Genomic DNA, 16,055 nt, shown 5'->3' with positions numbered 1-16,055 from the left:
AAAGATCGTGATTAGTTTGCCGATCTTTGCCGTCTCGAACCGCGATCCTGGACGGTCTTGGACACTCCCGGACACCTTCTGGCACACTGCCACGGATGGAGATCCACAGTATGCCGGAATTGTTGCGGGCCTTGGACGCCTGGCGCGTCCGGGCGGCTCGCGGCACCGGCAAGACGAAGGTATCGCTGCGCGATCTTCAGGCCCGCACGCGCATTCCCCGCAGCAGTCTTTCGGCCTATCTCACCGGAACGACACCCATGCCGGTCGACGTGCTCGATGCGATCGTGCTCGCCCTCGGTGCGACGCCTGTCGAGGCGCGGGGATGGGCGACCGTGTGGGAACGCGTCATGGTGCAGGCGCCCACCTCCGGGCCGGCTCAGCTTCCGCCAGCTGTACCGGGCTTCATCGGCCGGGCACAGATCCTCGCCGCGCTCGATGGCGTCAAGCTGCCGGTCATCCTCATCAGGGGCACCGCCGGGGTTGGCAAGACCAGCCTTGCCGTGCACTGGGGGCATAAAGTCTCGCGGGCGTTCCCGGACAGGCAACTGCACGCGAACCTGCGGGGCTTCGATCCGGCCGCTTCGCCAACTGATCCGTCCGAGGTGCTGACCGGGTTCCTGGAGCTGTTAGGTGTGGCCACGGCTCGCATTCCGTCCACTATGGACGCGAAGTCCGCCCTTTACCGCGGTCTGCTGTCCGGCAAGCGCGTCCTTGTGTTGCTGGACAACGCTTATGACGCCGAGCAGGTCCGCCCGCTGCTGCCGGGCGGCACCGAGACCCTGACGCTCGTCACCAGCCGCAACCGGCTCACGAGCCTTGTCGTGTCAGGCGATGCCCACCCGGTGGTACTCGATGCGCTCTCCCCCGCCGAATCGCTTCAGCTATGGGAGTCTCGTGTGGGCGTCGCCCGGATCGCGGCCGAACCACAAGCGGCACAGCACATCATCGACCGTTGCGCGGGCTTGCCGCTGGCGCTCGCGATCGTCGCCGCACGGGCCGTCATGCGGCCGGATCTCGCCCTGGCCGACCTCAGCCGCCCAGCCGACTTGACGCCCTTTAGCGACACCGATCCCGCGGCGGACCTGCGAGCTGTGTTCAGTCAGTCCTACCGTGATCTGGGCGAGCCCGCGGCCCGGCTGTTCCGGCTTCTCGGCCTGCATCCGGGACAGGACTTCTCGTTATCCGCAGCGGCAAGTCTGGCCGGACTGTCCGTCGCGGACACTCGCCCGCTCATCACAGCGCTGGTGCACGCCAACCTGCTCAACGACACCGGCCGGTTCGGCTTCCACGACCTGCTCCGGGCTTACGCACTTGAGCTGGCTGACGCCGGCGCCAAGAGTGCTCTAACGCGGCTGGCCGACTACTACCTGCACACCGCTTTCGAGGCGAGCGCACTGGTGCATCCGCAACGGCGGCCCATCATCATCGGGCCAGCGTTGCCAGACGTGTCCGCCGAAGCCTTGACAGACCGGGAAGCCGCACTCGTCTGGTTCAAGACGGAATCTTCAGCCGTGGTCCGCGTTATCGAGCAGGCCGCCAAGGCGGGCCTTCACGCGCACGTCTGGCAGACATCGTGGGCGTTGGCCGACTTCTTCCTCCAATTTGGACACTGGATCGAGCTGGTGACGACGCAAACGCTGGCGCTGCAAGCGGCTGAGACGTTGCAGGACTCGGAAGGACAGGCCAGAGCACACAGCGTCTTAGCGCGAGCGCACACCAGGCTGGGACAAGTGGACGACGCTCTCGCGCATTTCCAGGCGACCCTGAGCATCTATGAACAGCGCGCCGACCTGGCCGGGCAAGCACACACTCACCTCGGGCTCAATTGGCTGCTGTCGCAAAATCCGGCACACTATGCCCAGACGCTGCCGCACTCCCACCGGGCGGTCGAGCTGTTCCAGCAAGCAGGTGACCGGCTCGGGACGGCCCGCGCACTGAACAGTGCCGGGTGGGCGCATGTGCTCAACGGTGATTACCAGGGCGCACTGGAGCTTTCCCAGCAGGCACAGGTCATCTTGGCTGCCGAAGGTCATGTGGACGGCGAAGCGCACGCCTGGGACAGCATCGCCTACGCACAGCAGCATTTGGGCGACTACACCGCCGCGGTCACCGGTTTCGGGCGGGCGATTGAGCTTTTCCGCTCGGTCGAAAACGGCAACGGCGTGGCCGACACCCTCATCCGGCTCGGTGACGCCCACGCCGCCTCAGGTGAGCACACCGCCGCTTCAGCCGCTTGGGCTGAGGCGCTGTCCATCCTGGACGGCTTCGGTGACCCTCGCGCCGAGGATGTCAGGCTGAAACTTCGAAGTTAGCGGGATGGCCGTGGCCAGTGAGGTCCCAGACCCACAAGCCGGCGAAGGTTCCCGTGAAGCCAAGAGCGCGAATGCGGCCACCTTCGAACTCGGCCGCGTGCTCGTCGGACAGGATGCTCGCGTCTAGTACCGGCCCGAAGTCCTTGCCGTCACAGCGAAACCGTAACTCGTCTCCGTCGATTTCCAGCCCCAGCCGCACGGTGTCGCCGGCCGGTGCTGTCGCGGCGTGGATCGTGACAACACCCCGATCGCACGTGGCCACCCGCGACACTGGCATCCCGCCGTCGTCAGCGGTCACATAGAGAAAATGCCAATTCCTCGTGTTGTAGTACGCCGTGAGCCCTGCCAGATGCTGAAAAGTCTCCGGCTGGTACTGCATAGTGGCCTCGAAAGTCCACCGCGGTGCCGTGACCCGGCGTGCGACAAGGCTGGGCTGCACCAGACTCTGCGGTAGCGTCCACCCCGGATGGTCACCGGCCCATCAAACGTCACCCAGTCGCTTGTCGCCGGCCGCCTGAGCGTGGACCAATCGAGCCCGCCCGGACCTTGCTCATCAACCGTTCCCGCGACTGGGATCTCGAGTTGCGGCAGACTGCCGGGCACCCGAGGCCAGCCGTCCTCCCACTGCACCAGCGCCAGTGCCGTTTCCCGCCCGAGCAGGCACGGGCCATGCGTTCCGTGTGGCCGGGCGACGAGATAGGCCAGGCAATTGTCAGCCAGGCTGCCGTGCCCGGCTTTCTGCAGCGGCCATTCGGGGTGATCCTTCGCCGTGATGAGCGGGCCGTGCGGGTCACGTTCGTAGGGGCCGGACAGGTGGCGCGAGCGGGAAACGGTGACCTGATGCTCATAGCCGGTGCCGCCGTCGGCGGTGAGCAAGTAGTACCAATCATTGCGGCGGTAAAGGTTCGGGCCTTCGATCCACCCCGCGGCCGGCGGCAACTGAAGGCGAACCGGATCGCCCGCCAGCGTCAGCGTCGAGCGATCGAACCGGGTCGCCTCCAGCCCAGCCGAGCCATCGTGATCGGGCCGCCAGTCGTGCACCAGGTTGAGCAGCCAGCACTCCTCGCCATCGTGAAACAGTGAGGCGTCAAATCCCCTCGCGTGCAAGAACACCGGTGCCGACCACGGACCGTCGATCGCGGGCGCGGTGACGAGATAGTTAGGACAGTCTGTGAAGCCACCGGCATAGGTCGATACATTGCTGTAAACCAGATAGAACAACCCGTTGGCATAACTGAGGTTTGGCGCCCATACGCCGCCCGAGTCGGGACAGCCCGCCAAGTCGAGCAGTCGCGTGTTATCGAGCACGCCGCCCAAGAAACGCCAGTGAACGAGGTCGCGCGAGTGATGAATCCGCACCCCTGGGTACCACTCGAAGGTCGACGTCGCCACGTAGTAGTCCTGCCCCACGCGCACGATCGACGGGTCAGGGTGGGAGCCGGGCAGGACGGGATTGCGAATCACTTCAGGACGCGCCGCTCACCCTGACCGGGTTTCCAGATCGTGACCGTGAGCTTGCCGTCTTCGAAGGTGACCGAGGAGGCACCGTTGAGGCTGGCGACGAAGAACGGGTCAAACCGCTGCCCGCGCAAGTCGAATCCGGACCGGGCGAACAGGTCGTCGGCGAAGCGGGCGTGCAGGGCCTCGTCTTGCAGGTTCTCCGCGTCGCCAAAGAGTTTCACGTCGCCGTCGCCCACGTGCGGGTCGATGGTCGCGGTGTGCAAACAGAACCGGCGGTCGCGGTGCAGATCGCGGAACTTGGTTGTGCCTGGCATCCCCACTAGGACGAGATGGTTTTCGAACAGCTGTGGCTCCATCGGGCTGATGCGCGGATAGCCGTCGGAGCGGTGTGTCGCGAGCAGGCAAAGGTTGCCTGTGGCGGAATGGCGGCGAACGAAGAGCTCAGCCAGGCCGGGTGCTTCACCGGCGAATTGCTGCCAAGTGACCATGGCCAAAGGCTACTACGGCCGAATTGACCCGAAACGCCGCTCAATGATGAATCTAAATTGGACAGCGGGGGTTAACATCTGCGCATGGACGAGTCAGACCGCAAATACCGGCGCAGGGGACGGGGCGGGACCGGCAGCGGGGCCTATTTCCTCGGCTTCCTCGGCGCGCTCATCTATTACATTCAGGCCTCCGACGGCTTCTGGCAAGGCGTCCTTGGCGTGCTCAAGGCGATCGTCTGGCCGGCTTTCGTGGTCTACGAACTCCTGAAATTCCTCATGGCAAACTAAGTGTCCATGGGCACTCCGGAGTTGGCGAAACTGCTTGGCATGCAACGGCACCCGGAAGGTGGCTGGTTCGCCGAAACGTGGCGCTCTTGCACCACCTTTCAGCCCGGTGGATACGACGGCCCCCGCGCCAGTGCTAGCGCCATCTACTTCTTGCTGTGCCCGGGCGAGGTGTCGCGCTGGCACCTCGTGCGCTCTGACGAGCTGTGGCTTTGGCACCGCGGCGGCCCCCTCGAACTCGTGCTAGGTGGCAGCGGCGACCGTCCCGCTGAGACGCCCGAAGTAATCCGCCTCGGGCCTGGTGTGGAGTCTGGTGAACGCCCGCAAGCCCTTGTCCCAGCAGGGGTTTGGCAAGCGGCACGCCCTGCGGGTGACGCGGAAGTTCTCGTGAGCTGCATCGTCGCGCCCGGCTTCGAGTATTCCGATTTCCGCCTCATCGACGCGGATCCGTGGCGCTAACCGGGCCTAGTATGTGACGGTGAGCAGCCACGACCACGATCACGAGCACGGCCATTCCCATGAACACGGGCACCGCCGCTGGTGGCAGAAGCCGCACTCGCATGACGCGGCCTCGAAAGTGGACTCCGCGCTGGAAACCTCGCGTGATGGGCTCCGGGCGCTCTGGATTTCGCTGCTCATCCTTGGCTTGACCGCCGCGTTACAGGCTGTCGTGGTCGTGTGGTCCGGTTCGGTCGCTCTGCTCGGCGACACCCTGCACAACGTCGCCGACGCGCTGACAGCGGTGCCGCTCGGGATCGCGTTCCTGATCGGGCGCCGGGCGGCCAACCGCCGCTACACCTACGGCTATGGCCGGGCCGAGGACTTGGCCGGCATCGTGATCGTGCTGACGATCGCGGCATCAGCGTTCTGGGCCGGATATGAGGCGGTCAACCGGCTGCTGCACCCGCAAGACGTGCGGCACCTGGGTTATGTGGCCGCCGCTGGTGTCATCGGCTTCGCCGGAAACGAGATCGTCGCCCAGTACCGGATCAGGGTCGGCAAACGCATCGGTTCAGCGGCTTTGGTGGCCGACGGTCTGCACGCGCGCACTGACGGGTTCACCTCACTGGCTGTCCTATTAGGAGCGGCGGGCGTCGCGATCGGCTGGCAGTGGGCCGATCCTGCCGTCGGTTTGCTTATCACCTCGGCGATCCTGCTCGTGCTCAAGGATGCCGCACGTGAGGTCTACCGCCGCTTGATGGACGCCGTCGACCCGGCTCTGGTCGACAAGGTAGAGCACGTGTTGCGCGATACCCCTGGGGTCACTGGCGTTGGCACCGTCCGGATGCGCTGGATCGGGCACTCTCTGCGCGCGGAGTGCGAAATCACGGTTGACGGGCTAGCCACCGTCGCTAACGGACACGCGATCGCTGTCGACGCTGAGCACCGGCTCATCCACGCGATCCCCCGGCTGTCGGCCGCCCTTGTGCACGCCGACCCGGACACCGGGCATGCTGAAGCCCACCAGCCCCTCGACGATCATAGGCAGGGTTAGTCATGACATCCGAATCGGTTGCCCACACCGAGCGCGTCCGGCGATACTACGACCGCAACTCGGCCGCGTTTGAGCGGCTGGGGCAAGGCCAGGCTTCGATTCACCGGGCGGTCTGGGGTCCCGGCGTGACGAACCGTCAGCAGGCGTTTCACTACGTGGACAAACTGCTGCTGGAGACCCTGTCGCCTGGTGCGTCCGTGGTGGACCTGGGCTGCGGCCTGGGTGCCAGCTTGCTCTACCTAGCCAGCCGGATCGACATGACCGGAGAAGGCCTGACCCTGAGCCCGAAGCAGGCGCAGCGCGCCGCCGAGCTGGCCAGCGAGACAGAAAACGTGCGCTGCCGCGAAGGCGACTATCTCGCCGTACCGGCTGATCTGTATGCAAGCGCGGATCTGACGTTTTCCATCGAAGCGTTCCTGCACAGCCCGGACGCTGACGGCTACTTTCGCGAAGCCTCCCGCACCCTGCGGCCCGATGGCAAGCTGGTCATTTGCGACGACTTCCTCACGGCAGCCGGCGCACAAAACACGGGACAAAAACTCCTGCAAGACTTCCGCACCGGCTGGGAAGTGGGCTCTTTACTGACAGTCGTGCAGGTGAGCGCGCTCGCGGAGAAGCACGGTCTGACACTCGTGCGTGACCTCGACCTGACTCCCCACCTCGAGTTGCGCCGGCCTCGTGACCGCTGGATCACGGCGGTGGTGACGTTGGGCCGCGTTTTCCGGCCCCAGGGTGAGTATTGGCGGTCTCTGCTGGGCGGCGACGCGCTGCAACGGGCACTCGTGCGGGGGCTGCTGAACTACCGGTTCCTGGAGTTCAAGCGCGCGTAGACGTCTCCGGATCGCCCGAGCGGCCGGATCTTGTCCAAGTGCTGGATCAGGCCGGCCGCGCTGAGCCATTCCTCGCTGGCGAAGCGCATAGTCTCGACCGGCGCGTAGTTGTAGCGATACGTGCCGAGCTGTTCGACGATGCCGAGCACGGTCAGCGCCGCGTCGTGCGCCATCGGCAGGTATTCAAACGACAGCGCCGGCACCGGTTCGCTTAACCCTTGCAGCACTTCGGCTTCGAACCCCTCGACGTCAATCTTGCAGAACGCGGGCATGCCGTGGGCTTCGATCAGTCCGTCCAAAGTGACCACATCGACGTCCACGGAGCGGTCCCAGCGCACCTTGGCGAAGCTGTCCTGCGCGGTCATCGACTCGACCCACTCCGTCGACAGCGATGACACCGTGGGCGTGGCCGTGGACAGCGCCATCTTCGCCCGGCCGGGCTCGGCTCCGATCGCGACCGGCAGGATCTCGACATTGCGGTCGCGGCCGAACAGTAGCCGCAGCACGCGCAAGCAGTCAGGCTGTGGCTCAACGGCGATCACGCGGACGCCTAGACGCCGCCAGGCCCGCACGCGGCTGCCGACATGCGCGCCGATGTCAAACCCCACGTCACCGGGGCCGAGGAATTGCCTGTAGAACCGTTCCATCCGCCGCTGACGGCCCGGAATGCCGTGATACATGGCGAGGGACCGCGTGATGCCCCAGGCTCGCGTGAGGAGGGCCGACGGAGGTTCCATGCCCGCCAGGATATACATGACATGCTGAACCAGCGCCGCTACGGCTGCGTGTCAGGAGCAGGGACCGGCTCACGGAAAGGCATGGGGTTTGTTGTCCTTCAAGCGTTTCCGCTGGCATCACCTGCTCACCGCGGTCGCCGCCGTGCTGGTTTTCGCCGTGCTGAACGTTCCTAACAAACTCAGCGCGTTGACGCCTTTGGCTTTCGTGCGCCTGCCGCTGGAAGGCTTCCTGATCGCCGGTTTCTTCCTGGCTTTGCCGGTCAGAGCGCGACCGGCCGCAGCGGCCGTAACCGGAACGCTGCTCAGCTTTCTGACCATCCTCAAGCTCATCGACATGGGTTTCTACGAGACGCTCGACCGCGCTTTCGATCCGGCCACCGACTGGCCGTTGCTCAGCGACGCCGCCGAGTCTCTACGGCGCTCGATCGGCCGCACCGCGGCACTGGGCGTGTTCGCGGGCATCATCGTCGCGCTCGCCGGCTTCACCCTGCTCCTGGCGTGGGCGATGCGGCGGCTGGCCCGGCTCACCGAGCGCAGGATCACCTCACGTGTGCTCGCCTCGGCCGTGTGCGCGATCCTTGGCCTGCAGCTCGTGTTAGGGGCACCGCTGACGGTCAGCACGACCGCTTCGCATACGTACAACAAAGCGCGTCAGGTCTATGACGGCGTGCTCGACAAAGGCGATTTCCGGGCGGAGAACGCGGCTGACGCGTTCCGCAACACGCCCGGGTCCGGATTGCTCAATGGCTTGCGCGGTAAGGATTTCATCCTCGCGTTCATCGAAAGCTACGGCCGAGTCGCGTTGGACGATCCGGAACTCGCTCCCTCGATGGACGCTGTGCTCGATGCCGGAAGCGTTCAGTTGACGAAAGCTGGATTCTCTTTCCGCAGCGCGTTTCTCACCTCGCCGACCGCCGGGGGCGGCAGCTGGCTCGCGCACTCCACCTTCCTTTCGGGTGTGTGGATCGACAACCAGCAGCGCTACACGAGTCTGCTCGCGAGCGACCGCTTGACGCTCAACAAGGCCTTCCGCCGGGCGGGCTGGCGCACCGCGTGCGTGATGTCAGCCGTGAGCCAGCCCTGGCCCGAAGGAGAATCCTTTTACGGCTTGGACAAGCTTTATCTGACGCAGGATCTCGGCTATCGCGGGCCGCGCTTCACGTTTGACTCGGTGCCCGACCAATTCACGTTGTCTTCGTTTCACCGTCTGGAACGGACAGCCGCCGATCGTGGGCCGCTCATGGCCGAAATCGCGCTCATGTCAAGCCATGGGCCGTGGGCGCCGCTGCCGCGCTCGGTCGGCTGGGACGAGCTGGGCGACGGATCGGTGTTCACGAGCATCGCCGAGAAAGCCGATCAGGCGACCGCGGTGTGGAGCGAGCGCAACCGCATTCGCCAGGCCTACGTGCAGGCGGTGGCGTATTCAGTGGCCAGCCTGCTCTCCTATGTGGAGAAATACGGTGATGACGACCTCGTGCTGGTGTTCCTCGGCGATCATCAGCCGGCCCCGGTCGTGACGGGCGAGGGCGCGGTGCGCGACGTTCCGATCACGATCATGGCCCGTGATCAGGCCGTACTGGACCGGATTTCCGCGTGGGGATGGCAGGAGGGCATGAAACCTGGCGCCCAAGCTCCGGTGTGGCCGATGAACGCGTTCCGGGACCGGTTTTTGGCCGCGTTCAGTTGACACGTTCAGCTGACGAGGGAGAGCACGTGACCGAGGCCGCGCGGGCCGTCTTTGGGAGCTGGTGGCAGCAGCAGCACGTGCATTCCCGCGGCCACCGCGCCTGAGTCGGTCAGCGGATTGTCACCGACCATCAGTGTCCTTTCTGGACGGACGCCCATCTGCTGGCACGCAAGGAGAAACGCTTTGGGCGCCGGCTTGCAAACCCCAGATTCAAAGGACATCACGAGGGTACTCAGTAAGCCCGCCATGCCAAGCGAATCAAAAATGGGCCGCAGGTCGAATCCCGTGTCGCTGACGACGCCGATCGGCAAACCCAGCGCGTGCACGGCCCGCAGCGTCGGCAACGTGTCCGGGAACGCTTCCCACGAGCTGGCACTGATCGTGAGCTGATACAGCTCGTCACTGAGCCCACCGGCCAGGTCCTCGCACCCGGCATAGGTGTACAGAGACGTCCAGATCTCTCGATGCTTCACACTGGACAGATCGCGGCCCTTAGCGAGTTCTTCGGCCGTGCTGCTGCGGGCGAGCACCCGCTGCCAAACCGCCCCGGTTTCCTCAGCGTCCAGTGCGCTAACCCCAAGATTGGCCGCGGCCTGGTGCAACAGTGTCTCGCCACTTCCCGACAGCCGGATGAGCGTATCGCCCGCGTCGAAAAGTACCGCCTCAAACTGACTCATGCTGCCTCTCCCAAGCGTGGGCGTGCACCGCCAGGGCAGGACGATCCTGCCAGCGCCACCACACGTCCCGCCCGAATGACTCGACGAGGAGAGCGAGGGCCGCCATCACCGCGGCTATCGTCATGGGACGCGGCAGGACACCGGCGGCCGCCACGCCGAGCACGATCCCCTGGATCGCCGCGACTACTTTGCGCCAGTAGCGCGGCGGCAACGGCCCACGTAACCAGCCCGCGAGCCAGGTGGCCAGCCAGTACGCGTAGCGCATCACGCCGATCAGCAGCACCCAGGCACCTAAGCCCTGAGCCACATAGACGCTGAGCACGAGAATGAGGAACGCGTCCACCTCCATATCGAACCGTGCGCCAAACGCACTGGCCGTACCCGTCTGGCGGGCTACGTAACCATCAACCGCGTCGAGTATCAGCGCCACGGTCGCGAGCCCGATCATCACCGCGACCGGGACGGGACGCGTGAAGGAGTCCACGGTCAGGGCGGTCACTCCCCCGGCCAGGCCCGCCCGCACCAGGGTCACCCGATCGGCTGGACCCAGCGATCTCGCGCCCAAGCTGTGCAACCCCCAGCTCAGCACGCCACAAACGACGGTGCCGTAGACGGTTCCAGCTATCCATCCCGCGACTCCCAGGCCCGTGGTGAGGGCCAGCGCCGCTAGCAGGACAAGCTGCCCGGCCAGCCCGGTTAACGGGCCGGTTCGAACCGTCGGCATAGTTGCTCCGTGGGTAGGTGTACGACGCTCGACTGTGGACACGATCCGGATGGCTATCCGGTTCAGCCGCGTCGTGACGATCTGGAGGTGGTTGCTCGATGACAGGCTACGCTCAGGCGTTCTGGCTGGATTCGCCTGGTGTGGGCGTGATCCGGCCGGTGCGGCTGCCCGAGCCAGGGCCAGGTGAGGTGCTCGTCCGCACGCTCTACTCGGCGATCAGCAGGGGCACCGAGAGTCTCGTCTTTCGTGGTCAGGTGCCGCCCAGCCAGTACGAGGTGATGCGAGCCCCGTTTCAGGAAGGCGACTTTCCCGGACCGCTGAAATACGGCTACCTGAGCGTGGGCGTGGTAGCGCAGGGTCCGGCGAACCTGCTGGGGCGTAACGTCTTTTGCCTCTATCCACACCAGAGCGCCTACGTCGTGCCCGCGAGCGCGGTGACGGTGATCCCGGAGGGGGTTCCGCTCAGGCGAGCTGTCCTCGCCGGGACGGTCGAGACGGCCGTGAACGCGCTGTGGGACGCGGCTCCGCTGGCGGGCGACCGCGTCACCGTCGTTGGCGCGGGCATGGTCGGCTGTAGCGTGGCCGCGCTGCTGACCAGGTTTCCCGGTGTTCACGTGCAGGTCAGCGACATCGATCCAGACCGGGCCACGGTCGTGGAGACGCTCGGTGCCGAGTTCGTCCTGCCCGAGCACGCCGCAGGCGAACGTGATCTCGTGTTCCACACCAGTGCCACGGCGGCTGGGCTGCAGCGTTCGCTGGAGCTGCTCGCTCCAGAAGGGACCGTCATCGAGCTGAGCTGGTACGGCGACGGGCAGGTCAGCCTGGCTCTCGGCGGCTCTTTCCACTCCCGGCGGCTGACCATCCGCGGCAGTCAAGTGGGCACGATCTCGCGGGCGCGCCGGACCTTCGCCGACAGAATGGCCTTGGCGCTAGACCTGCTCAGCGATCCGGTGTTCGACGTATTGATCACTGGAAAATCGCCGTTCACCGAACTGCCCACGCTCATGGCGAACCCACCGGTTCTGTGCCACCTCATCAGCTACGACGGAGAGTGACCACTTGTTCAGCGTGACCGTCCGCGATCACATCATGATCGCTCACAGTTTCCAGGGCGAGCTTTTCGGCCCAGCGCAACGGCTGCACGGCGCGACGTTTGTCGTTGACGCGACGTTCCGGCGAGCCAGCCTGGGCGAAGGCAACATCGTGCTCGACATTGGACTCGCGGCACAGGAACTCAACGCCGTTCTCGCCCAGCTGAACTACCGCAATCTCGACGACGAGCCAGACTTCGCCGGGATCAATACGTCCACGGAACTGCTCGCCCAGACCATCGCGGACCGTCTCGCTGACCGCATCTCCAGCGGCGCGCTCGGCGAGGACGCCCGTGGTGTCACCGGCATTTTGGTCACGCTGCACGAGTCGCACATCGCCTGGGCCAGCTACGAGCGGGCGTTGTGAGCGGGTGCTCGCACGAGCGGACCGGAACAGCAGTTCAAACTCAGGGCGGCGACCGGAGGGAGACGGCATGATCCTCGTCCACGTCGTCCTGCCCGGTGATATCGACGATCCCGCTCATCCGAGCGGGGGCAACACTTACGACCGGCGGGTCTGTGACGGGCTGCGGGCGCTGGGATGGTCTGTGCTGGAGCACGCTGTGCCCGGCTCGTGGCCCAGGCCAACTTCCGTGGACACGGGCGGGCTCCGGGGAGTACTCGCTGAATGTCCTGAAAATGCTCTTGTTTTGATTGATGGTCTGATCGCGTCTTGTGTGCCGGAAGTTCTTGTCCCCCAGGCGACCCGGCTTCGCCTCGCAATCCTCGTCCACCTGCCGTTGGAGAACGATCGCGAAGGTGAGGCACTTGCCGCCGCGCATGGTGTTGTCACCACAAGCGAATGGACCCACGGCCGGCTCCTGGACCTGTATTCCCTGTCCCCTGAACGCATCCACGTCGCCGCTCCCGGTGTGGACAGCATGCCGCTAGCACCCGGTTCGCCTTCCGGCCAAGAGCTGCTGTGCGTTGGCCCCGTTACCGTTCACAAAGGACACGACGTGCTGGCTTCGGCACTGAACATGATCGCTGATCTGTCCTGGAATTGTGTCTGGGTCGGCGGGCTCACGCGGGAACCGGAGCTGGTGCGCGAGCTAACCCGCACCTTGCCCGCCAACGTGCACCTGACCGGACCCTTGACGCGGCAAGCACTTAACGCCGCCTACGCGCGGGCCGATCTGCTCGTGCTCGCGTCACGTGGCGAAACCTATGGCATGGTGGTGACCGAAGCGCTCGCCCATGGAATCCCTGTGCTAGCAAGCGATGCCAAGGGCATTCCGGAAGCGATGGGTTTCGCACCAGACGGCAACCGCCCTGGGCTCCTCACTGAACCGGGCGATCCGGCCGCGCTCGCCGCGGCTTTACGGGACTGGCTAACGGATGCGGACTTGCGAGAGCGGCTGCGCGCCGCCGCGCGATCGCGACGGCAGTCGTTGACACGCTGGGACGACACTGTCGCGCGTGTGGCCAAGGTCTTAGAGGGGATGCGTGCGGCATGAGAACCCGGTCCTGGCTGCCCATGGTTGGTGGCGTGGCGATTGTCGGGCTGGTGATGTGGCGGCTCGGCGCTGGCCCTTTCCTTGATGGACTGCGGCTTCTCGACATCGGTTCCGTTGCCGCCGCGATGGCCATCGGTGCTCTCACCACCACCCTCGGCGCTTGGCGCTGGACCACTTTCGCGGCGGGCCTTGGCGTTCCGCTGCCGCTGAAGACCGCCGTTGCCCGTTGCTATCGCGCCACTTTCCTCAACGCGACGCTTCCCGGCGGAGTCCTAGGCGATGTGCACCGCGCGGTCGGGCATGGCCGTGAGGCGGGAAGCATTCGCCGCGGCATCCGGGCCGTGGTGTGGGAACGGATGGCGGGACAGGTGGTGCAGGTCGTGCTGGCGCTGGCGATCCTGTGCACTTTTCCGTCGCCGGTGCGGTCGCATATGCCAACCGTCATCGCGATCGCCGCGGGCGCCGGAATCGTTGCGCTGCTTGCCGTCAAGACACTGTCCAAACGCCTGCGCGGTGCCAGTGCTGACATTCGCGACGGTTTGCTGTCGCGTCAGCACTGGGGTGCGGTGCTCCTCGCTTCGGTCGTGGTGGCTTGCGGGCACTTGGCGACTTTCGTCATCGCAGCCCGTTCCGTAGGCGTCACCGCCCCCTTAACGCACCTCGTGCCGCTGCTGTTGCTGGCCCTCATGGCGATGCTCGTGCCCGCCAACGTTGGTGGCTTCGGCCCGCGCGAAGGCGTTGCCGCGTGGGCGTTCGCCGCCGCCGGACTGCCTGCGGCACAAGGTGTTTCCAGTGCGACGGCCTATGGCATTTTGGTACTGACCGCGAGTCTACCGGGCGCGGTGGTGTTGCTATGGCCGAAGGCAGCCTTCACGCGCGTGAAGCTGCCCGCGAGCCGTAAGCCGGCCCAAACACCACTAGCAGCGCCAGATCTTCGGTGATGTCGACGAAACGGTGCTCCTCGCCTGCGGGCACGAAAATCACCGCCCCCGGGCCAACATCGGCCGCACCGCTGGGTGTCACGATGCGCGCCCGGCCGGCGGTCACGACGTAAATCTCGTCTTCGGTGTGCGGGCTCTGATCGTCGGTGCCGCCGACGGCAATGCAATACGTCCCAACGGATAGGTCGGGCACCTTGAGCTGCTCGACCCAGTCATTGGCTGTCCCAGCAGCCGGTGGCGTCCACTCGCCCGCGCCTTTGACGATATGCATGGCGACACTTTATCGGTGCAAGGCACTGGCCGCCTGCCCGGCACAGGCCGCCATCCGCTGCAGCAAGGCCCGGGCCGCGTGCTCGTCGACGCCCTGTGCTTGAAGCTCGGCGGCAAAGGCCTGATACGCCTCCTCAAACCGCAGGGCGGCTTGCCGGTGCGCGGCCCGTCCACTAGTGGTTAACGCCAGCAAGCGGGCCCGGCTGTCACTCGGATGCGGCTCTTTACGCAAGTGGCCACGGCTCTGCATGGCCCGCACATAGTCCGCCGCTGTCGTGAGCGGCATGCCCAGCGCGCGAGCGAGCTCGGTCATCGTCAACGGCTCGGCTTCGAACACCACGCTGTAGGCGGCGTACTCGTCGGCACGCAGGTCACCGTCGGCCATCGCCTGCGTCAGCAGGGTCCGGACCTGCTGCCCGAGCGCGAAAACGTCAAAAAGGATCGACAACTGGGCCATGGACAGATACTACGGGCTCGTAGTATCTCTAGAACATGCGACTCCTCGCGCTCGTGATCGCCATTGCCCTCGCCGGCTGCTCCCCGACCCCGGCTCCGGCTCCCGCTCCCTCCACTGTGGACGCGGGCCAGACCATCCTTGCCGGTCAGACGGCGTTGCGTGCCAAGCGCTTCGGCACGGGAACGACGGCGGTCATCCTGTCCAACATGGGCGACAACGATCCGCAGTCCTGGGAGAAGTTCGCGCCAGTCCTCGCTGGCCAGGGCGTGACGGTCTACACGTACAAGTTCCGGCACGACAACTTCAGGCGCGAGACCGTCGCCGACACCATCATCGACCTCATCGCCGTCGCCGGGCACGCCCGCAAACAGGGCGCCACTAAGGTGGTCCTGATCGGCGCGAGCCTGGGGGGCATGGCCAGCATCAAAGCGGCCGCACCCGTTGGCGCCAATGCCATCGTGGTCATCGCCTCGCCTTGGGACATTCCCCCATTTGAGTACGCGGTGACCACGCAAGAGCTGGCTGTCAGCTGCCCCAAGCTCTTTGTCACCGGCGAGAGCGACCCGACGGTTCCGCTCGCGTCAACACGCCGTCTATTCGACGCGGCGGCCGAGCCCAAGCAGTGGCAGTCCTATCCCGACACCGCACACGGCGTGCAGATGCTCGCGGGCGCCAACGGCGACGCGTTACGCAAACGGCTCAGCGACTTCGTCGGCAGCGTCTAGTCGGTTTGCGACCGGCGCCGCCAGCTCCACACGGATAATCCAGCGGCCAGCACCGGGAGCGTAATGCCAATCGGCAAGTGAACGGTCAGCCAGCGTTCGAACCCGGCGAGAATCTGCACTGCGGCCAGGACGCAAAGACTGGCAGCCATGACAACCGGTAACGTCGGCCCGCCACCCCGGCGCCGCACGAGGATCGCCGACAGCAGGGTCAACACCAGCGAAACAGCGCAGACCATCGCGTTGTCACGATGTAACGCGAGCGAACCGTAGCTGCCCCACAAGACATCGTTGGCGATAGCCGCCTGGTTGACCAAAGCGATGACACTAACCGTCGAGGTCAGCCGCAGCAGCCAGCGGGGCCAGGCTGGGGCGGCGAGGGACGCCTCGGTTGAGGTACTCGTGCCGGACATGTGCGGCA

18 protein-coding genes and 2 pseudogenes are annotated in these 16,055 nt (G+C 65.7%); 11 read left to right on the top strand and 9 right to left on the bottom strand.

Annotation, left to right across the window (positions count from 1 at the left end):
- The first annotated feature begins 95 nt into the window (after positions 1-95).
- Positions 96-2,312, top strand: coding sequence for an ATP-binding protein (locus tag A3E1_RS42310; RefSeq protein WP_083929662.1), 2,217 nt, complete (start codon positions 96-98; stop codon positions 2,310-2,312).
- Here A3E1_RS42310 and A3E1_RS48560 read toward each other — a convergent pair.
- From A3E1_RS48560 to A3E1_RS0127200, 3 genes and pseudogenes are all read right to left on the bottom strand, one after another.
- Positions 2,290-2,751: a beta-xylosidase family glycoside hydrolase gene (locus tag A3E1_RS48560; protein WP_245571392.1), complete on the bottom strand. Its 462-nt coding sequence runs from the start codon at positions 2,749-2,751 to the stop codon at positions 2,290-2,292. The genes A3E1_RS42310 and A3E1_RS48560 overlap by 23 nt on opposite strands.
- Positions 2,752-2,978: 227 nt before the next feature.
- Positions 2,979-3,722 (bottom strand): annotated as a pseudogene (locus tag A3E1_RS48555) (family 43 glycosylhydrolase); the annotation flags it as partial.
- Positions 3,723-3,772: 50 nt separating this feature from the next.
- Entirely contained in the window at positions 3,773-4,261 is a 489-nt protein-coding gene (locus A3E1_RS0127200; protein WP_020523954.1) for a pyridoxamine 5'-phosphate oxidase family protein, read from the bottom strand.
- Between the two features lie 84 nt (positions 4,262-4,345).
- Between A3E1_RS0127200 and A3E1_RS0127195 the strand changes: the two genes are divergently transcribed.
- The 4 genes from A3E1_RS0127195 to A3E1_RS0127180 are packed head-to-tail and all read left to right on the top strand — an operon-like array spanning position 4,346 to position 6,871.
- A complete protein-coding gene (locus A3E1_RS0127195) occupies positions 4,346-4,549 on the top strand; it encodes a hypothetical protein (protein WP_020523953.1) in 204 nt (67 codons plus the stop codon).
- A gap of 6 nt (positions 4,550-4,555) precedes the next feature.
- Positions 4,556-5,005, top strand: coding sequence for a cupin domain-containing protein (locus A3E1_RS0127190; protein ID WP_020523952.1), 450 nt, complete (start codon positions 4,556-4,558; stop codon positions 5,003-5,005).
- Positions 5,006-5,024: 19 nt separating this feature from the next.
- Positions 5,025-6,041 (top strand): cation diffusion facilitator family transporter, encoded by a 1,017-nt coding sequence (locus tag A3E1_RS0127185; RefSeq protein WP_211215997.1) that lies wholly within the window; start codon positions 5,025-5,027, stop codon positions 6,039-6,041.
- A 2-nt stretch (positions 6,042-6,043) separates the two neighbouring features.
- Positions 6,044-6,871 carry an SAM-dependent methyltransferase gene (locus A3E1_RS0127180; RefSeq protein ID WP_020523950.1) on the top strand — a complete coding sequence of 276 codons (828 nt, stop codon included), beginning with the start codon at positions 6,044-6,046 and terminating at the stop codon, positions 6,869-6,871.
- Here the strand turns inward: A3E1_RS0127180 and A3E1_RS0127175 are convergent.
- On the bottom strand, positions 6,841-7,608 hold the full coding sequence (locus tag A3E1_RS0127175) for an FkbM family methyltransferase (RefSeq protein WP_026208889.1): 768 nt from the start codon (positions 7,606-7,608) through the stop codon (positions 6,841-6,843). The genes A3E1_RS0127180 and A3E1_RS0127175 overlap by 31 nt on opposite strands.
- An 88-nt stretch (positions 7,609-7,696) precedes the next feature.
- On the opposite strand from A3E1_RS0127175, the gene A3E1_RS0127170 reads away from it, so the two are divergent.
- Positions 7,697-9,295, top strand: a complete 1,599-nt coding sequence (locus A3E1_RS0127170) for a sulfatase-like hydrolase/transferase (RefSeq protein WP_020523948.1) — start codon at positions 7,697-7,699, stop codon at positions 9,293-9,295.
- A 5-nt stretch (positions 9,296-9,300) separates the two neighbouring features.
- Here A3E1_RS0127170 and A3E1_RS0127165 read toward each other — a convergent pair whose 3' ends face one another.
- Together A3E1_RS0127165 and A3E1_RS0127160 are read right to left on the bottom strand one after the other, a co-directional pair.
- A complete protein-coding gene (locus A3E1_RS0127165; RefSeq protein WP_020523947.1) occupies positions 9,301-9,972 on the bottom strand; it encodes an HAD family hydrolase in 672 nt (223 codons plus the stop codon).
- A gap of 25 nt (positions 9,973-9,997) precedes the next feature.
- A pseudogene (locus tag A3E1_RS0127160) lies at positions 9,998-10,696 on the bottom strand (CDP-alcohol phosphatidyltransferase family protein); the annotation flags it as partial.
- A 98-nt stretch (positions 10,697-10,794) separates the two neighbouring features.
- Between A3E1_RS0127160 and A3E1_RS0127155 the strand changes: the two are divergent.
- The 4 genes from A3E1_RS0127155 to A3E1_RS0127140 all read left to right on the top strand — a co-directional run bounded on the left by A3E1_RS0127155 (position 10,795) and on the right by A3E1_RS0127140 (position 14,185).
- A complete protein-coding gene (locus A3E1_RS0127155) occupies positions 10,795-11,751 on the top strand; it encodes a zinc-dependent alcohol dehydrogenase (protein ID WP_020523945.1) in 957 nt (318 codons plus the stop codon).
- Between the two features lie 4 nt (positions 11,752-11,755).
- Positions 11,756-12,154 (top strand): 6-pyruvoyl trahydropterin synthase family protein, encoded by a 399-nt coding sequence (locus A3E1_RS0127150; protein WP_026208888.1) that lies wholly within the window; start codon positions 11,756-11,758, stop codon positions 12,152-12,154.
- Positions 12,155-12,221: 67 nt separating this feature from the next.
- On the top strand, positions 12,222-13,244 hold the full coding sequence (locus A3E1_RS0127145) for a glycosyltransferase family 4 protein (RefSeq protein ID WP_020523943.1): 1,023 nt from the start codon (positions 12,222-12,224) through the stop codon (positions 13,242-13,244).
- On the top strand, positions 13,241-14,185 hold the full coding sequence (locus A3E1_RS0127140; RefSeq protein WP_051105167.1) for a lysylphosphatidylglycerol synthase transmembrane domain-containing protein: 945 nt from the start codon (positions 13,241-13,243) through the stop codon (positions 14,183-14,185). The genes A3E1_RS0127145 and A3E1_RS0127140 overlap by 4 nt, the downstream gene beginning before the upstream one ends.
- Here the strand turns inward: A3E1_RS0127140 and A3E1_RS0127135 are convergent.
- Together A3E1_RS0127135 and A3E1_RS45145 are read right to left on the bottom strand one after the other, a co-directional pair.
- Entirely contained in the window at positions 14,115-14,456 is a 342-nt protein-coding gene (locus A3E1_RS0127135; RefSeq protein WP_026208887.1) for a cupin domain-containing protein, read from the bottom strand. The two genes, A3E1_RS0127140 and A3E1_RS0127135, sit on opposite strands and share 71 nt — an antisense overlap.
- A gap of 9 nt (positions 14,457-14,465) precedes the next feature.
- Positions 14,466-14,912, bottom strand: a complete 447-nt coding sequence (locus A3E1_RS45145; protein ID WP_020523941.1) for a MarR family winged helix-turn-helix transcriptional regulator — start codon at positions 14,910-14,912, stop codon at positions 14,466-14,468.
- A 35-nt stretch (positions 14,913-14,947) separates the two neighbouring features.
- On the opposite strand from A3E1_RS45145, the gene A3E1_RS0127125 reads away from it, so the two are divergent.
- A complete protein-coding gene (locus A3E1_RS0127125; RefSeq protein ID WP_020523940.1) occupies positions 14,948-15,637 on the top strand; it encodes an alpha/beta hydrolase in 690 nt (229 codons plus the stop codon).
- On the opposite strand, the gene A3E1_RS0127120 is transcribed toward A3E1_RS0127125, so the two are convergent.
- Positions 15,634-16,047 (bottom strand): hypothetical protein, encoded by a 414-nt coding sequence (locus A3E1_RS0127120; protein ID WP_020523939.1) that lies wholly within the window; start codon positions 16,045-16,047, stop codon positions 15,634-15,636. The two genes, A3E1_RS0127125 and A3E1_RS0127120, sit on opposite strands and share 4 nt — an antisense overlap.
- Between the last annotated feature and the right edge of the window lie 8 nt (positions 16,048-16,055).

It is taken from the genome of Catelliglobosispora koreensis DSM 44566, assembly GCF_000379685.1.
Taxonomy (GTDB): Bacteria; Actinomycetota; Actinomycetes; order Mycobacteriales; family Micromonosporaceae; genus Catelliglobosispora; species Catelliglobosispora koreensis.
The sequence above is the reverse complement of the archived record's forward strand: the minus strand, read 5'-3'. Positions and strand labels throughout refer to the sequence as shown.

Excerpts from the sequence above, each read along its gene's own strand:
- A3E1_RS0127140 (WP_051105167.1), top strand. The coding sequence starts at position 13,241 with ATGAGAACCCGGTCCTGGCTGCCCATGGTTGGTGGCGTGGCGATTGTC.
- A3E1_RS0127135 (WP_026208887.1), bottom strand. The coding sequence starts at position 14,456 with ATGCATATCGTCAAAGGCGCGGGCGAGTGGACGCCACCGGCTGCTGGG.
- A3E1_RS0127120 (WP_020523939.1), bottom strand. The coding sequence starts at position 16,047 with ATGTCCGGCACGAGTACCTCAACCGAGGCGTCCCTCGCCGCCCCAGCC.
- A3E1_RS42310 (WP_083929662.1), top strand. The coding sequence starts at position 96 with ATGGAGATCCACAGTATGCCGGAATTGTTGCGGGCCTTGGACGCCTGG.
- A3E1_RS0127195 (WP_020523953.1), top strand. The coding sequence starts at position 4,346 with ATGGACGAGTCAGACCGCAAATACCGGCGCAGGGGACGGGGCGGGACC.
- A3E1_RS0127190 (WP_020523952.1), top strand. The coding sequence starts at position 4,556 with ATGGGCACTCCGGAGTTGGCGAAACTGCTTGGCATGCAACGGCACCCG.
- A3E1_RS0127175 (WP_026208889.1), bottom strand. The coding sequence starts at position 7,608 with ATGGAACCTCCGTCGGCCCTCCTCACGCGAGCCTGGGGCATCACGCGG.
- A3E1_RS0127145 (WP_020523943.1), top strand. The coding sequence starts at position 12,222 with ATGATCCTCGTCCACGTCGTCCTGCCCGGTGATATCGACGATCCCGCT.
- A3E1_RS0127165 (WP_020523947.1), bottom strand. The coding sequence starts at position 9,972 with ATGAGTCAGTTTGAGGCGGTACTTTTCGACGCGGGCGATACGCTCATC.
- A3E1_RS0127180 (WP_020523950.1), top strand. The coding sequence starts at position 6,044 with ATGACATCCGAATCGGTTGCCCACACCGAGCGCGTCCGGCGATACTAC.
- A3E1_RS45145 (WP_020523941.1), bottom strand. The coding sequence starts at position 14,912 with ATGGCCCAGTTGTCGATCCTTTTTGACGTTTTCGCGCTCGGGCAGCAG.
- A3E1_RS0127125 (WP_020523940.1), top strand. The coding sequence starts at position 14,948 with ATGCGACTCCTCGCGCTCGTGATCGCCATTGCCCTCGCCGGCTGCTCC.
- A3E1_RS0127155 (WP_020523945.1), top strand. The coding sequence starts at position 10,795 with ATGACAGGCTACGCTCAGGCGTTCTGGCTGGATTCGCCTGGTGTGGGC.
- A3E1_RS0127200 (WP_020523954.1), bottom strand. The coding sequence starts at position 4,261 with ATGGTCACTTGGCAGCAATTCGCCGGTGAAGCACCCGGCCTGGCTGAG.